This window comes from Amycolatopsis sp. (assembly GCF_035276945.1).
Taxonomy (GTDB): domain Bacteria; phylum Actinomycetota; class Actinomycetes; order Mycobacteriales; family Pseudonocardiaceae; genus Amycolatopsis_E.
In genome coordinates, this window is the sequence record NZ_DATELF010000087.1 from 14,205 (window position 1) to 28,199 (window position 13,995).

Here is a 13,995-nt window from a genome sequence, read left to right on the forward strand (position 1 = left end):
CGATGGAACTGCACGAGATTGACGCGCTGCTCGACGCGGCGAAGCCACCGGAGGCCAGGATCCCGCTGTGCCTGCGGGCCGATCTCGCGTCGCGACACGAGGAGCTCGACCAGCGTTTGACCGAGTTGGCCAGTCGGCCGAACGCGACGCTGGCCGACCTGGAGCAGGCCACGTTGGCTCAGGAGATCCGGGCTGTCGAGCAGCAGATGGCGGATTCGACTGTAACGGTGCTGCTGCGAGCGGTGCCGCGGCCGGACTTCCGGAAGCTGGCCGCGGAACACCCGCCTCGCGAGGAGCACGCCGGTGACCGGGTGCTGGGGTTCAACCAGGAGACGTTCTACGAAGCTTTGATCGCGCTGTGTCTTGTCGAGCCAGCGCTTGACCGGCCGAGGGTGGACCGGCTGCTGGGCAAGCTGAACGATGGCCAGTATTCGGCACTGGCCGAGGCGGCGTGGAACCTCAATCGCAGCGAGGTCTCTGTCCCTTTCTCGTTGACCGCTTCGCGCATCGCCCCGAGCTCCGGCGCGACGTCGAAGCGGCTTCCCGACTCGGGATCCCCGTCAAGCGGTTCTACGGCTGGGAGCCGAAACAAGTCACGGAGTACGTCTACGAAGACGGGCGGCTAGTCCGCTCGATCACCACCTGCGAAAGCGAGTGGGACGACGAGGAGCGCGGCCAGGTACTAGCGCTCCTCGAGTACGAGCGGCAGCTGTGTTCCGGGTGTGGGGGATATCTGCCGGAGACCACGGACAAGAACGCCAGCTACAAGGCCGGGCTGCCGGTCCGCTGCTACCGCTGCGACGTGATCCAGTCCCAGCAGGACGAGTACAAAGACCAGCCCAACCCCGGCGCGTTGGTGATCTGGCCGGTCGAGCAGAAGTGAGGTGACATGGCTGAACGCACCGTCGCTGTGAAGCTCAAGGCCGATGTCGCCGAGTACATGGCCGGGATGCGCGCGGCCGGCGCGGCCACGAAGGACCTGGAAAAGGCCGCGCGGGACGTGCGGAAGGCCCACGCGGACGAGGAGGACGCCGCTGGCCGCGTCCGTGTGGCCGAGGCGAAGCTGGCCGAGCTGCGCAAGAACGACAAGATCACCGTCGTGCAGACCGCGAAGGCCGAAGAGGACCTGGCGAAGGCGAAGCGGGAGCTGTCGCTTGCAACCGACCGTACGGCGCAGGCCACGGCCCGATTCGAGAAGGCGCAGAAGGACGCGGCGGACCAGGCCGACAAGACCGGGGAGAAGTTCCGCGGCCTGAGCCGGGACGTGCGCTTCAACGCCGCCCAGTTCGGCGCCGCCTACGCTGGACTTCCGGTTCTCGCGGCGGCGGCCGGCGCGGGTGTCGCCGCAGGGCTCGCGGTCGTGCCGGTCGCCCTGGCGGGTGTCGCCACGGCGGTGTTGAGCAGCAACGCCCAGGTCCAGGATTCGTTCTTCGGTCTCACGAAGAACGTGCGCACCTCGGTCGCTGGCATGGTGCAGCCGCTGCAGCACGACGTCGTGTCCGCCATTGATCAGGCTGATGCGGCGTTCGATCGAATGAAGCCGCAGATCGCCGCGGCGTTCGCGGGGTCCGGGCAGTACATCGAGCCGCTCACCGAGGGTGTCCTGAACGCCGCCGAGAACGCGCTGCCCGCCCTGAATGTGGCAGTGCGGAGCGCCGGCCCGCCGATACAGGGGCTGAAGTCCCTTGCGTCGGACGCCGGGGCTGGCGTGACGGATTTTTTCGTCGACCTCTCGGCGGGGGCGAAGTCGTCGCAGGGGATCCTCGTGACGGCGGGCGGCGCGGTCCGTGATTTCGAGGGGTTCGTCGGCCGGCTGCTGGCGAACGTGTCGAACAACGGCGGCCCGGCGCTGACCCAGTTCGCGGGCGGGCTGCATCAGGTCGAGGATGTGGCGGTCAGCCTCACAGGCCATACCTCACCGCTGTACGGCGCGGTGAGCGGGTTCCTCACGACGGCGAGCGGTGGAATCGGTGTTCTCCAGGGGCTTGCCGGCGCATTGGGCGCGTTGCCGCCTGAGGTCAGCCAGTTCGGTGGCGAACTGTTCGCGGTGAACCGCATCGCGGGGCTGTTCGGCACGTCACTGAGCCAGACGGGGTTCGGGCTCGCCGCTTTCTCCACCTACACGGACGCATCGGGCAAGAGCACCACCAAGTTCAGGACGGCGCTCGATGATGCCGGCACGAACGGCACGTCGAAGTTCAAGGCCGGGGTGTCCTCTGTCATCGAGAGCGGCCTGAATCCCCTGGGGTTGGCCATGATCGCCGGTGGGCTCATCCTCGACGATTACGGCCGACAACAACAGGATGCGGCGCAGGCCGCGGCCGAACACCGGGAGAACGTCCGGTCGCTGACGGACGCGATCCGGCAGGACAACGGTGCTCTGGGTGAACACGCGCGTCAGGTGAACGTGGAGGCGTTGAACGCGAAGAACGCGGCAGCGAACGCGGCGGTGTTCGGGTCGACCATCCAGGACGCCACGGCCGCGACGATGGGCAACGGTGACGCCCTGAACCGGATCACAGTGTCGTCGGACAACTACATCGCCTCGACGCTCCGGTCCGCCGGCGCCACCGACGGCCAGGTGCAGGGCATGCTCGACCTCAACCACCAGTTGCTCTCCACGGGCGGGAACGCGAACGCGGCGGCCGACAAGATCGGCGACTTGACCAGGGTTTCTGAGGACGGGATTACCGCCGCGACCTCCCTGGGCGATGCGCAGATTCGGGGGATCAACGCGACCCTGAACTTCTCGGGTGCGGTCGGCGAGCAGATCAAGGCTGCCCGCGAGGCGCATGACGCGTACTTGGTGATGGAGTCTGGCGTGACCGGCCTATCGACCGCGCAGGTCGAGTTGCGGGACAAGACGAACGAAGCCACGCAGGCGATGTACGCGCAACAGAACGCGCAACTCGGCTACCGCGGAACGGTCTTGACGTCGCAGGATGCGTTAGACAAGTACAACAAGACACTGTCCGACTCGAAATCCAAGGATGAGGACAAACAGAAGGCGTTGCTGTCTCTGGAGCAGGCGTGGGCGGCGCAGGAGCAGGCCGCCTACAACGCCGCGTACGCGAACAGCAAAGCGGCGACCGACGGGGGGAAGGTCACCGAGGCGCTGGCCGCGATGAACCAGGAGACGGCGCAAATCGCGAAGTCCTGGAAGGGCGAGCTGCCGCAGTCGCTGCAGGCGACGATCGCGAAGATGAGCGAAGCGGACGCGCGGGCGGCGGGTCTGGTTGTCACGGTGGACCAGTTCGGACAGTCCATCGTTCGTCTGCCGTCCGGGAAGACGGTTGTCTTGGACACGGACACCACCAAGGCCGCGAACAAGCTGAAGGTGTGGACGCAGCAAGCGGACGGCACGTATGCGTTCACGACCACAGACAGCCGCATCGACCCCGCAACGGGGAAGGTGCAGACCTGGACGCGGCAGACGAACGGGACGTGGGCGTGGACAAACACCGATAGCAGGATCGACGCAGCGACCGGCACGGTGCAGATCTGGCAGCGGCGCACGAACGGGACGTGGGCGTGGACCTCGACCGACACCCGCATCGACCCGGCAACGGGCGCTGTGCAGCGGTGGGTACAGCAGACCAACGGGACGTGGGCGTGGGTCAACACCGGTGCGAACGTGCGCCCCGCGCAGGGCGCGATCGACAACCTGATCCGCGACAACAACGGCAAGGTCATCACCATCCACGTGCGCACCGACACCGGCTACCGCAATATCGGGATCGGCACCGGGGCCTACGGCTCGATGAACGCGCTGGGCGGGATCGTCACACCGATGGCTGACGGTGGCATCCTCGGCTTCGCCGCGGGTGGGCGGGCACTGACCCCGATGTCGGCGATCGCGCAGAGGGTGCCGCCGAACACGTTGCGGTTCGTCGGGGATCGGCTTGTCGATGACGAGTACTACATCCCCGCGAATGGGTCGGCACGGTCGCTGTCGATCCTCGCTCAGGCCAACGCGGACCCCAAGCTGGGCGGTGCAGTGCGGCGGTCCCTCCAGGCCGGGACGGCGGTGGTGCAGTCCATGCCGTCCGTGGCTGTCTCGAGCGCGGTGCCGTCGCTGGGTGACCTGAGCCTGGAGGCTCACGTGTATGTCGGCGATCGGGAGATCACTGACATTGTGGACACGCGGATCACCGTAAAGAGCCGCGCTGTCCGGCGCGCGGTCACCTCGGGTTCGGGAGCGGCTCGATGAAGCGGAAATCGAAAGTCCATCGCGTCAGCGACGGCCGGTGGCACGTGGAACACCCGCCATTCGGCTTCGCTCGCGGCGCTCGGACAACGGTGCACGACAACTTCCGCAGTGCCATCGGTGCCGCCACCGCGCACACCAGCGGCGCTGGCGGCGCTGGCGGCGTCTTCGAGATGGCGGATCAGCACGACTACGACCACAGGCAGGCGCCGTGTTGACCGCCACCTACGCCAGCGACCTCTCCCGCGTCAGGCTGTCGTTCACGAGCGCGCCGGGCGCGGCCGATTACGCGCTGATCGAGCGGTCGACGGATCAGATCACGTGGACCACGGTGCGCGGCGGGTCCACGGTCACCATCACCAGCGGCGCCGGTTCGCTCGACGACTACGAGTTCACGCCCGGCTCGGTCACCTACTATCGCGCGTCCTACGTGGACACGGCGGATCCGGCCGGTATCGCCGTAGGCACTGCGGTGTACGGCAACAACGCCTCCGTCACGCCGGGGCTGCCTGCGGGCGCGCTCGACGGTGACCTGGTGCTGCTGCTGGCCAGCATCCGCAACTCCGGCACCGGCACCGTGAACACCCCCGCGGGGTGGACCCAGATGTTCGCGAGCGGCAACATGACGCTGCTCGGGAAGCGGTACGTCAGCGGGGACACCGCGCCGACGATCACGTTCGCGAACGGTGTTGCGAACGCGGACACCATGGCCCAGAGCGCGTTGTGGCGCAACACCGAATTGGTCCCGGTGTCCTCGAACAGTGTCCTGAACGCGTCCGCCCAGAACGTCGCGTGGCCCGGCCTCACCCTGCCCGCGTCCACCCGGACTGTCCTGCAGCTGATGTGGAAGCAGGACGACCTCACGAGCGTCGCGACGCCGTCGGGTGCGGCGCCGATCGGCACGCTGAGCAGCACGACCGGCGACGACGCATCCATGTACTGGAGCGCGATTTTCACCGCGCTGAACGCGCCCCCGGTCGCGTCCGGGACGTTCACCGTGACCGGGGGCGCCGCGGCGATCTCCCGCGGCGCGTTGGTCGCTCTGCGAGCCGCGGACTACGTCACCCGCGACACCGCGTCGATCACGCCGGCACTCACCCAGGTGTGGATCAAGAACTTGGCCCGCCCGTACATGAACACCTCGCTGTCCAATCCGGTCGGGCTGATCTCGATCGAGCGCAAGGCGCGGGCCGGGATCTTCGACGTCGTCGGGCGGCAGCTGCCGGTCGCGGTGACCGACCTCCGGGCGGGAAAGACCTACACCATCGGGGCACAGGTCACCGACGCCACCGAGCGGACTCGGCTCGACCTGATCCTCTCGGCCGGGAACACAGTGTTGCTGCAGTTCCCGCCGTCGGTGCGGCTGTCGCCCATGTACGCAGTGATCGGCGACAGCACCTATGACGACGAGTCCTCCACCTACACCCTGCCGCTGACGGAGGTCGCGGCCCCCGCGTCCACGGTGGTCGGCGCCACCGTGCTGTGGCAGGACATCGTCTCCACCTACGCGACCTGGGCCGACCTGATCGCCGCGAAATCGACGTGGGCGGACGTGCTCGACATCATCGGCTCCCCGACCAACATCATCACCGGCTGATGCGCCCCGTAACCCCACGATTCCTGACCACGGTTCGGGGATCGCACACCGCCGTGGCCAGAGCCCGGGTGATCCCCGCCGGGCTGAGCGGCACCAACCCGGGCCCGCTCACCAGCACGGGCGCGCCGCTGAACGAGATCACGATCCTCGGCGGCGACGTGAAGCTCGACGCCACCGCCGACATTCAGGGCACGCTCGACCTGACCACCTCGGCCGCGTGGCCGGACACCGCAGCCGGGCTGATCACCCCGTTTGGTAACGAGATTTTCGTCGAGCGCGGCATCGCCTACGGGGACGGCACGATCGAGTGGGTCAGCCTCGGCTACTACCGGATCTACACGCCGGAGCAGGACACCGTGCCGGGCGGGCCGATCCACATCGTCGGACGGGACCGCATGTCCGGCATCATCGACGCCCGGCCGCTGGCACCCAAGCAATACGCGTCTGGTACGTCGGTGCAGGCGGTGTTTCAGGACCTGGTGCTGGAGGTCTATCCCACCGCGACGCTCGTCTTCGATTTCGACGCGGCCGGCACTGCCGTCTCCTCCAGCCACGTCCTGGAGGACGACCGGCACAAGTTCCTCAAAGACCTCGCCGATTCGCTCGGCAAGGTCATGTACTGGGACTACACCGGCGCTTTCCAAGTCCGGACCGCGCCGACCACGGTGGTCCCGGTGTGGGCGATCACCCACGGCCGGGGCGGCGTGCTGGTGCGGATGAGCCGGAGCCTCACCCGCGAGGGCGCCTACAACGCCGTCGTGGCGACCGGGGAGCCGGTCGGCGAGGCCCCGCCGGTGCGCGCGGTGAGTCTGGATCTCAACCCGAACAGTCCCACCTACTGGTACGGGCAGTTCGGGAAGGTCCCGAAGTTCTACAGCTCGTCGTTCCTGACCACCACCGACCAGTGCCAGGCAGCGGCCGACGCGATGCTCGCCCGGCAGCTGGGCGTGCCGTACACCCTCAGCCTGGGCGCGGTGCCGAACTGCGCGCTGGAGGTGCGCGACCCGATCACCGTGTCCTACTCGGACGCCACAGCGCCGGAGACGCACGTGGTCGAGACCCTGACGGTGCCGCTCGTCGTCACCACTCCGATGGAGGGCACAACGAAACAACAACTCGTAGGGGGTGCGGGCAGTGATCAATGACGGCATCGCCGATCTGATCACCGGCGGACCGGGCGGTAACGGGAACGGGGACGTCGGCTACCACATCGGAGTCGTGACAGCCTGGGACGACGCCACCGCCGCGAATACAGTTCTGGTCAACGGCCAGTCTTTTGGCGACCTACGAGTGATCACCGCTGGTCCGGCGATCGGCATCGCCGCTGGTGACACGGTCGTGTTGCTGCGAGCACAGACCCAATACTTCATCCTCGGGAAAGTTGCCGCTACCGGCGCTTCGGCAGCGATGCGTTCAAAGAGTGACTTCGTTTCACCGCAAGAAGGGACGTCGTCGACGACTTTCACGGACCTGACCACGGTCGGGCCTACCGTGCCCACGTACATCGGATCATCAGGTTCTGCTCTGGTGATGACATCTACGACCGTGGTTTGCCCAGTGAATGTCACGGCAAGAATGTCGTTCGCCATTTCTGGGGCGACAACGCAAACTGCGGCCGCATACCGTGGTTGTCGATTTTACTCCGGCGAGGCTGGCGCGTTTATTTCACTGTCGAACGCGGTTCAGGTCATCGGCCTAAATCAGGGATCTACGACCTTCACCGCGAAATATCTTAGCGACGGTGGATCTACAGATTTCGTCAACCGTTCACTGATTGTAATTCCGTTCTAGAGGGGAAACATGCCGAGCACCCCGAATTTCGCGATCCCATATCCCGCGTTGTCGGACTCGCCAAACGGGCCGAGCCAGATGCAGGCCATGGCCACCCAGATTGACACTGTGATGCCGATGCGGCAGGTGTCGTCCACTGCCGCGGTCACCAGCCCCTACGAGGGCCAGTTCATCTACAACAGCACCGACAACCTGATCTATCGGCGCACCGGATCGGTATGGGTACCTACTATCCAGCACCTCGTCGCCCTGGCGAGCAGTGACCTGACCATCCCAGTGACCACCGACACGGATATCGCCGGAGCAACGATCACGGTCACCACCCAGGTGGCTAATGCGGTCGCGCGCGTCGCCGCCGATTACGACTGGGATTGCACGGTCACCGGCACCGGCTACTGCTACGGCAATCTCTACGTCGACGGAACTAGGCAAGCCGGTGAAGCGATTTTCGTTGCACAGTCCGCAGAAACCCGTATTCCCGGCTCGAAGCACTGGACCATCATTTTGGCGACGGCCGGCAGCCATACGCTGAAATTGCGCGGCCGGAAGGACTCATCGTCCGGGACCGGAATTTTCCGGGCGGCCGGTACATCGATCCTGATCGACCTCTACCAATAAACCGGGCGGGCATCTTGCACATCGGGGAGTGGTTGACCCTGGCCAGCGTGGTCGTGGCGCTGCTGGCCATCGTCGTGCCCCTGGCCGTCAGACGCGGAGACCGCTATCGGGCACGCGAGGAGAAGTTGCGGACCGAGAACCAGGCTCTACGCGACGCGAACGTCGAGCTGAAAATCCAACTGGTGCGACTCCAGGGGACCGCGACGGTCGTGAATAGAACGTTCTCCGCACTGCACGACAACGAGGAGCCGGTATGAGGTGGTGGCCGTTCCGCAAGACCCACCAGATCCCGGATCTGGACGAGCGTGTCCGGCAGGCACAGGCCGAGCTCGCCGAGGTCCGCGAGATGCGCGCGGAAACCGATCGGCTCGCCGACCAAATGGATCGTCACCTTCAAGAGAACCATTTCGCTGAGCGGTTCACACGTGCGTGGATCGCGAGAAAGGGAAGGCGCGCATGAGCCCCGTCGGAGCTATTCGCCTGCTGTACGAGCTGCTGCTCGTGCTCGCTCTGATACCCAGCTTCGGGTTCGTCGTTCACTACAGCATCGTCTATCCGTGGTGGCGTAGCGAGATCGGCCGGCACATCGTCGCGTTCTCCAGCAGTATCGGCGCGCTGCTGCTGCACAGTCTGATTGCGTTCCTGTTTCCGACCTGGCCGGGCCGTAATTGGATTCGCCTGGCGCTGTTCATTGCGCTGATCGTGGTGATCTGGTGGCGGTGGGTCGTGTTCATTCGCGTGCGAAAAGAGGACCGAAACCATGGCTGAAGGCATCGACATTTTCGTCAAGTATCAGACCGTCACCGACTGGCAGGCCGTCCGGCGCGCCGGCTACAGCTTCTGCTACGTCAAGGTCAGCGACGGCGACGAGAACCGGCCGGACAACGGCTACGGGCCCGCCGGGCGCGCCGCGGGGCTCGCGATGGGTGCCTACCACTACGCCCAGCTCGGCGACCCGGTCGCGCAGGCCGACCGGCTTGTATCCCGCGGCGAGGCAGCCGGCCTGATCGATCTCGCCCCGGCGCTGGACCTCGAGGACCCGTTCACACCGGGCCAGGCCGCGGTCGACTTCGCGGTCGCGTTCGTGCGCCGCGTCGCGCAGCGCGGGCATCTGCCGTGCCTGTACGGCAACAACACCATGCTCGCCACCGTGCGCGGGCCGGTGCTGGCCGCCGTGCCGCAGACGATCATCTGGGCCGCCCGCTACGGCGCCGCCCCCACCGTGGTCCACGACATCTGGCAGTGGTCCAGCTCCGGCCATGTCCCTGGCATCACCGCCGGCAGCGTCGACCTCAACCGCGGCCCGATCCCGGCCAACCAGCCACCGCCAGCCAGCCCCGCCGCACCATCCACCCGCACACCCATCGCAGTCTTGGAGGACTGATGCGCTATCCCGCAGGAACCAGCCAAGAGGTCGTCGTCGAGATGGCTGGCCGGCCGCACTCGCTCTGGGGCTACGCGGCCGGCGGCAAGGAACACCCCGAGAACAGAATCACCGTGCACTCGGTGACCTACATCAAGCGCACGCCGCCGGTCGGCCCCGACGACCCGAGGGGCCGCGACTACGGGCCTGTCGGGCAACCGGGCTATCCGGCCATCACCGTGTTCGACACCGATCGGCCCGGCCCGGTCGTCGTCGCCGATGACGTGGTGGTGGCCCGCCTGGTCGTCTCCTGTCCTGTCCCGTTCAACGTGTTCGCCGCCTGAAAGGAAGTGACCATGGCCGAGCAGATCGACCCGCAGACGCCGGGTGTCGTGCAGGGATATCGCACGCACACGCAGGACGAGATTGATCTGGTCAACCAGGTCAAGGCGGTCGAATCCCAGGTCGCGCAGCTGTGGAAGGAAATCCAGCAACGTCCGGGCACTGACAAGCGCATGGCCGCTATCGCGCGCACCAACATCGAGGACGGGTTCATGTGGCTCGTTCGCAGCATCTTCAAGCCCGACACCGAGTTCGACCGCTGAAAGGACCGTCCAATGAAGACTGCTCTCGCCCGCGCGAAGAAGGCGATCGGCGCGCTGCTCGGCGGTGCCACCGGTGTCGGTGTGGCCGCCATCCTGCACGCCGCGCACCTCGACGTGGCACCCGAGCTGGCCACCACCATCGCCGGACTCCTGGCCGCGCTCGGCACCTACCTCGCCCCCGCCAACGCCGCGAAGGAGTAGGCCATGGCCGACGGCTGCTTCAACATTTCCAAGGGCAGGATTGCCTACTACGCAAGCCTGCCCGCAGCCAACGACGCGCTGATCGTCGTGCTACTCAAGGCCGCCGGCTTGGAGGCCGATGACACCCTGAACAACTACGACGACCTCGGCGCGCTCTTGGCCGCCAGCAATGACGAGGCCGACTTCACTAACTACGCCCGGAAAACGCTGTCGTCGGTGACGGTGACGGTGGACGACACGAACAACCGGGTCGACCTGTCGGCAGCGAACGTCACGTGGTCTTCGGCCGGCGGCGCGACGAACAACAGCATCGGGAAGTTCCTGGTCTGCTACGACCCGGACACCACCACCGGCACGGACTCCAGCGTGATCCCCGTGACCTACCACGACGCGGTGTTCACCACGGACGGCACCGACCAGACGATCACGATCCCGAGCCCCGGGTTCGCGCGGGCGGCCTGATGTCGACCCGCTTCGACGCGGCGACGGACCGGCTCAGCCACACGGCGTCCAGCCCGCCCAGTCCGGCGACCTCGTTGACGATCACCGCGTGGGCGTATGTATCGGTCGACCGCGATGATTTTTCCACGTTCTCACGACTGCACTCGTCCAGTGGGGCATCAACTGTGCTGACGTGGGCGACCAGTAGTGACGGCACCAGCGGGCCGAACTACTTCACGGGCGGCGGCTCCGTGAGCAACGGCACGGGGTTCGTGGTCGGCGCATGGCGCAAGATCGCGGTCAGTTGCAGCGGCACCACCGCGACCTCCTATGTCGCTACGGTGGGCGGCTCGACCGAGGTCGACTCCGGCACCGTGTCGACCAGCGCGCCGACCGGCATCACGCTCGGCGGCCGATCGCCAACCGACGCCACCGAGTGGTTCAATGGCCGGCTGGCCTACGTGCGGGTTTTCGGCGGGACATCGGTGCTCACTCAGGCCGAAATCGAAGCCGAATGGGCGTCGACCACACCGGTCCGGACAGCCGACCTGTGGGCCGACTGGCCGCTGACCGACTCGACCGATCTTACCGACCACTCCGGCAACGGCCACCACCTCGCTGCCGGATCGACAGCGGTGTCCACAGAGGCGGACCCGCCGCTGGGTCACACGCTGGTGCTGGGCCGCGCCGTCGAGACCAGCACGGCGGCCGCACTGATCCGGTCGAAGAACCTCATCGCCGGCCGGGCGACCGAGGCCTCGTCGGCTGCGGCGCTCGCACGCGTGAAGCGGCTGACTCTGGGCAGGAGCGTCGCGACCAGCTCAGCCGCGACTCTCGCGCGAGGCAAGAACGTCCTGCTGACGCGGGCGACCGAAACCGAATCGGCCGGCGCGCTGTCGCGCGCGAAGCAGCTGGTATTGGCGCGGGCGGTCGAGGCGGACACGGCGGCGGCGCTGAACGTGCGAGACATCACGGTCACCGTCGCGCCGGCGCCGTCGCGCTGGTCGATACGGCCGGTCTCGTCGCGGTGGAGGATGGGGGACTGATGCGCACCTTGTCGAGCTTGGCCACCGAGTACGTGGCCTACAGCGTGACCGCGACGAACTACAGCGGCACACCGATCACGATCGGCTCGGACGTCGTGAAGCTGGCGTTCGTGGCGACCGGCCAGGAACCCGTCACCGGGGACTGGCGTACGGCCGTGTGGTTGTCGGCCGGGGTCGCCGGGCTGCTCGTCGGCCCGGATGGCGGCGTACAGCTGGCCGATGGCATGTGGGATGTGTGGATGCAGATCCTCGACAGCCCCGAGCATCCGACTCGCAAGATCGACATACTCAGGATTACCTGAGCTGGCCGCCGAACCCCCGGTGACCGAAAGGCCCCGCGCTCCCCGCTGTATCACCGGCGGGTCGAGCGCGGGGCTTCTTGTTCATGCGCTCACTGGGGGGTCATCGGGTGCGCGCCCCCAGCCAGTCGCGCACCACCGTTTGCCGGTCTACGCCCGCCGCGACGGCGAACCCCTGCTGGGAGGTGATGCCGCGGGCTGACCGGTCACCGGACCGGACGATGGTGATCGCGACCTGCCTGAGGCCGGCCAGCGCCTCGGCCTCGGCGATCCGAGCCCGCGCGAGCGTGTCCGCCAGGTCGTCGACCACCTCCCGACTGTCCTCGACCATCAGCCGATAGGCGGCGACGAGGGCCGCGGTCCGCTCCTCCTCGTCCTCGGAGTCCGGGTAGCGGCGCTCGATCTCCTCGGCGATGGTGAGCAGGTGCGTGATCTGGCCGTCGGTGAGACGGTGGTCGTCACCGAGCCAGGCTGCGAGTTCGTGACGCTGCATCAATACTCCTCGTCGTCCGAATCTCTGGTGCCCACGCCGGGCACGTCGGTGTGGGCATAGAGGTCGCCGCAGTCGGCGGTTCTGCGGACCCACTGCTCGTAGAGCGCCTCGGCCTCGGCCTGAGTGGCGCAGTCCACGATGTCGAGTTCAGCCGGTGAAGCGTCTCGGATGGCGTAACGGGGGCTGCCGTCGAGCGGGTCGGTATAGGCGACCACGTCGATCTCGTCCGGCTGCTGGTCGCCGAGCGGATCCGGCGGCGTCCACGAGTGACGCAACTGCTGGCCCTCCTCGAGGGCCTCGGTGTACTGGTCACTCTCGTCGGAGTTCCAGTCGTACAGGGCCTTGCTGATGGTCGACATGAGTCGGCGGTACTCGACGATGCCTATGGAGGTCTCGATCGGCGGAGTGGTCATCTGAATCCCTTCATGCGGTTTTCGGTCAGGCGTGGTCCCAGATCTGGACGCTGTAGGTGCCGGTGCCGTCGTCGTACTGGGTGGCGCCGGGCTGGCTGCGGTAGCGGCGGCCACGGCCGTAGGTGTCGCTGTGGACCTCGGTGTAACCGGTGCGCGCCCGAGGGGCAGGGGTGGTGGTCTTGCGGAAGTGGGCGACCTGGTAGCGGCAGCCCTGCTTGTCGCCCGCCGCGCCGAGTTGAGTGATGACGACCTGCTCGGTGGTGCCGTCCCGCTTGGTGACCTCGACAGTGGCGCCGGTCGCGATGGTGTCGGCGGGGCCGATGACCATCCAGCGGCCATCGCCGCGGGTGAAGACAGTTTTGCCGGTCTTGATCTGGTCGAGCATCTGCTGGGCGTCCTGCTGGCTGGTCATGTAGACCACTCTACACCATGATGTGTAGAGCTGTCTACATGTAGGCGGAAGCGCCCGCGACCCGACCCTCCGGGATCCGTAGGTGATGGCGAGACGCGCGTGTCGACGGTGGCCCGCCCACTGCTCCCTGGGGGTCAGAGTAGTGGGCGGGCCACCGTCGTTTGGCCGCGTGCTCAGCCGATATTGAGGTCGCCCTCGACGTGGATCGGCTCCTGGTTGACGGTGACCGAGCCGATCTCCCGGGCCGCCACCAACGCCTTGACAGCGGGATCGGTGGTGTCGGCCGCATCCTCAGCCGGGATGATGATCTCTTCGCTCATGGGTGATGCCCTCCTCATTCTTGTGTCCGCCGGCGGTCGCCGGTCAGTCCACGTCGCCGGTCCAGTGATCGTCACAGGTGCCGCTCGCGCCGCACTCGGTGCAGTCCTTCGCCATCTCGCCTCCCTCCTGGTCAGTTGACGACGACTGTTTCGGTGACGCGCCCGCACGTGCAGCATCGGCGGTCACGC

The 13,995-nt window shown here is 66.9% G+C and carries 21 protein-coding genes; 17 read left to right on the forward strand and 4 right to left on the reverse strand.

Features of this window, described 5'->3' with window-relative positions; genetic code table 11:
• Positions 1-2: 2 nt before the first annotated feature.
• From VJT49_RS14810 to VJT49_RS14890, 17 genes are all read left to right on the forward strand, one after another.
• Positions 3-626, forward strand: coding sequence for a hypothetical protein (locus VJT49_RS14810; RefSeq protein ID WP_324165380.1), 624 nt, complete (start codon positions 3-5; stop codon positions 624-626).
• A gap of 284 nt (positions 627-910) precedes the next feature.
• On the forward strand, positions 911-4,210 hold the full coding sequence (locus tag VJT49_RS14815) for a hypothetical protein (protein WP_324165381.1): 3,300 nt from the start codon (positions 911-913) through the stop codon (positions 4,208-4,210).
• The gene (locus VJT49_RS14820; protein WP_324165382.1) at positions 4,207-4,425 is read left to right on the forward strand and encodes a hypothetical protein; all 219 of its coding nucleotides are present in this window, start codon (positions 4,207-4,209) and stop codon (positions 4,423-4,425) included. The genes VJT49_RS14815 and VJT49_RS14820 overlap by 4 nt, the downstream gene beginning before the upstream one ends.
• Entirely contained in the window at positions 4,419-5,804 is a 1,386-nt protein-coding gene (locus VJT49_RS14825; protein WP_324165383.1) for a hypothetical protein, read from the forward strand. The genes VJT49_RS14820 and VJT49_RS14825 overlap by 7 nt, the downstream gene beginning before the upstream one ends.
• On the forward strand, positions 5,804-6,949 hold the full coding sequence (locus VJT49_RS14830) for a DUF5047 domain-containing protein (protein ID WP_324165384.1): 1,146 nt from the start codon (positions 5,804-5,806) through the stop codon (positions 6,947-6,949). The genes VJT49_RS14825 and VJT49_RS14830 overlap by 1 nt, the downstream gene beginning before the upstream one ends.
• Complete coding sequence (locus tag VJT49_RS14835; RefSeq protein WP_324165385.1) at positions 6,939-7,595, forward strand: hypothetical protein; 657 nt, start codon at positions 6,939-6,941, stop codon at positions 7,593-7,595. Before VJT49_RS14830 ends, VJT49_RS14835 begins: the two co-directional genes overlap by 11 nt.
• 9 nt (positions 7,596-7,604) lie before the next feature.
• A complete protein-coding gene (locus VJT49_RS14840) occupies positions 7,605-8,213 on the forward strand; it encodes a hypothetical protein (RefSeq protein ID WP_324165386.1) in 609 nt (202 codons plus the stop codon).
• Positions 8,214-8,245: 32 nt separating this feature from the next.
• Complete coding sequence (locus tag VJT49_RS14845) at positions 8,246-8,470, forward strand: hypothetical protein (protein WP_324165387.1); 225 nt, start codon at positions 8,246-8,248, stop codon at positions 8,468-8,470.
• Positions 8,467-8,673 (forward strand): DUF7620 family protein, encoded by a 207-nt coding sequence (locus VJT49_RS14850; protein WP_324165388.1) that lies wholly within the window; start codon positions 8,467-8,469, stop codon positions 8,671-8,673. Before VJT49_RS14845 ends, VJT49_RS14850 begins: the two co-directional genes overlap by 4 nt.
• On the forward strand, positions 8,670-8,981 hold the full coding sequence (locus VJT49_RS14855) for a putative phage holin (RefSeq protein WP_324165389.1): 312 nt from the start codon (positions 8,670-8,672) through the stop codon (positions 8,979-8,981). The genes VJT49_RS14850 and VJT49_RS14855 overlap by 4 nt, the downstream gene beginning before the upstream one ends.
• Positions 8,974-9,597, forward strand: a complete 624-nt coding sequence (locus VJT49_RS14860; RefSeq protein ID WP_324165390.1) for a glycoside hydrolase family 25 protein — start codon at positions 8,974-8,976, stop codon at positions 9,595-9,597. The genes VJT49_RS14855 and VJT49_RS14860 overlap by 8 nt, the downstream gene beginning before the upstream one ends.
• The gene (locus tag VJT49_RS14865; protein WP_324165391.1) at positions 9,597-9,920 is read left to right on the forward strand and encodes a hypothetical protein; all 324 of its coding nucleotides are present in this window, start codon (positions 9,597-9,599) and stop codon (positions 9,918-9,920) included. Before VJT49_RS14860 ends, VJT49_RS14865 begins: the two co-directional genes overlap by 1 nt.
• A 12-nt stretch (positions 9,921-9,932) precedes the next feature.
• Positions 9,933-10,181, forward strand: coding sequence for a DUF7681 family protein (locus VJT49_RS14870; protein ID WP_324165392.1), 249 nt, complete (start codon positions 9,933-9,935; stop codon positions 10,179-10,181).
• A gap of 12 nt (positions 10,182-10,193) precedes the next feature.
• The gene (locus tag VJT49_RS14875; protein ID WP_324165393.1) at positions 10,194-10,382 is read left to right on the forward strand and encodes a hypothetical protein; all 189 of its coding nucleotides are present in this window, start codon (positions 10,194-10,196) and stop codon (positions 10,380-10,382) included.
• Between the two features lie 3 nt (positions 10,383-10,385).
• Positions 10,386-10,844 (forward strand): hypothetical protein, encoded by a 459-nt coding sequence (locus VJT49_RS14880; protein ID WP_324165394.1) that lies wholly within the window; start codon positions 10,386-10,388, stop codon positions 10,842-10,844.
• Positions 10,844-11,869 (forward strand): LamG-like jellyroll fold domain-containing protein, encoded by a 1,026-nt coding sequence (locus VJT49_RS14885; RefSeq protein ID WP_324165395.1) that lies wholly within the window; start codon positions 10,844-10,846, stop codon positions 11,867-11,869. The genes VJT49_RS14880 and VJT49_RS14885 overlap by 1 nt, the downstream gene beginning before the upstream one ends.
• Positions 11,869-12,171 (forward strand): hypothetical protein, encoded by a 303-nt coding sequence (locus tag VJT49_RS14890; protein WP_324165396.1) that lies wholly within the window; start codon positions 11,869-11,871, stop codon positions 12,169-12,171. The genes VJT49_RS14885 and VJT49_RS14890 overlap by 1 nt, the downstream gene beginning before the upstream one ends.
• 100 nt (positions 12,172-12,271) lie before the next feature.
• Here the strand turns inward: VJT49_RS14890 and VJT49_RS14895 are convergent, their stop codons facing one another.
• From VJT49_RS14895 to VJT49_RS14910, 4 genes are all read right to left on the reverse strand, one after another.
• Positions 12,272-12,661, reverse strand: a complete 390-nt coding sequence (locus VJT49_RS14895) for a hypothetical protein (protein ID WP_324165397.1) — start codon at positions 12,659-12,661, stop codon at positions 12,272-12,274.
• Positions 12,661-13,074: a hypothetical protein gene (locus tag VJT49_RS14900; RefSeq protein ID WP_324165398.1), complete on the reverse strand. Its 414-nt coding sequence runs from the start codon at positions 13,072-13,074 to the stop codon at positions 12,661-12,663. Before VJT49_RS14900 ends, VJT49_RS14895 begins: the two co-directional genes overlap by 1 nt.
• Positions 13,075-13,099: 25 nt before the next feature.
• Positions 13,100-13,486, reverse strand: a complete 387-nt coding sequence (locus VJT49_RS14905) for an NfeD family protein (protein ID WP_324165399.1) — start codon at positions 13,484-13,486, stop codon at positions 13,100-13,102.
• 173 nt (positions 13,487-13,659) lie between these two features.
• The gene (locus VJT49_RS14910) at positions 13,660-13,806 is read right to left on the reverse strand and encodes a hypothetical protein (RefSeq protein ID WP_324165400.1); all 147 of its coding nucleotides are present in this window, start codon (positions 13,804-13,806) and stop codon (positions 13,660-13,662) included.
• Positions 13,807-13,995: the final 189 nt, after the last annotated feature.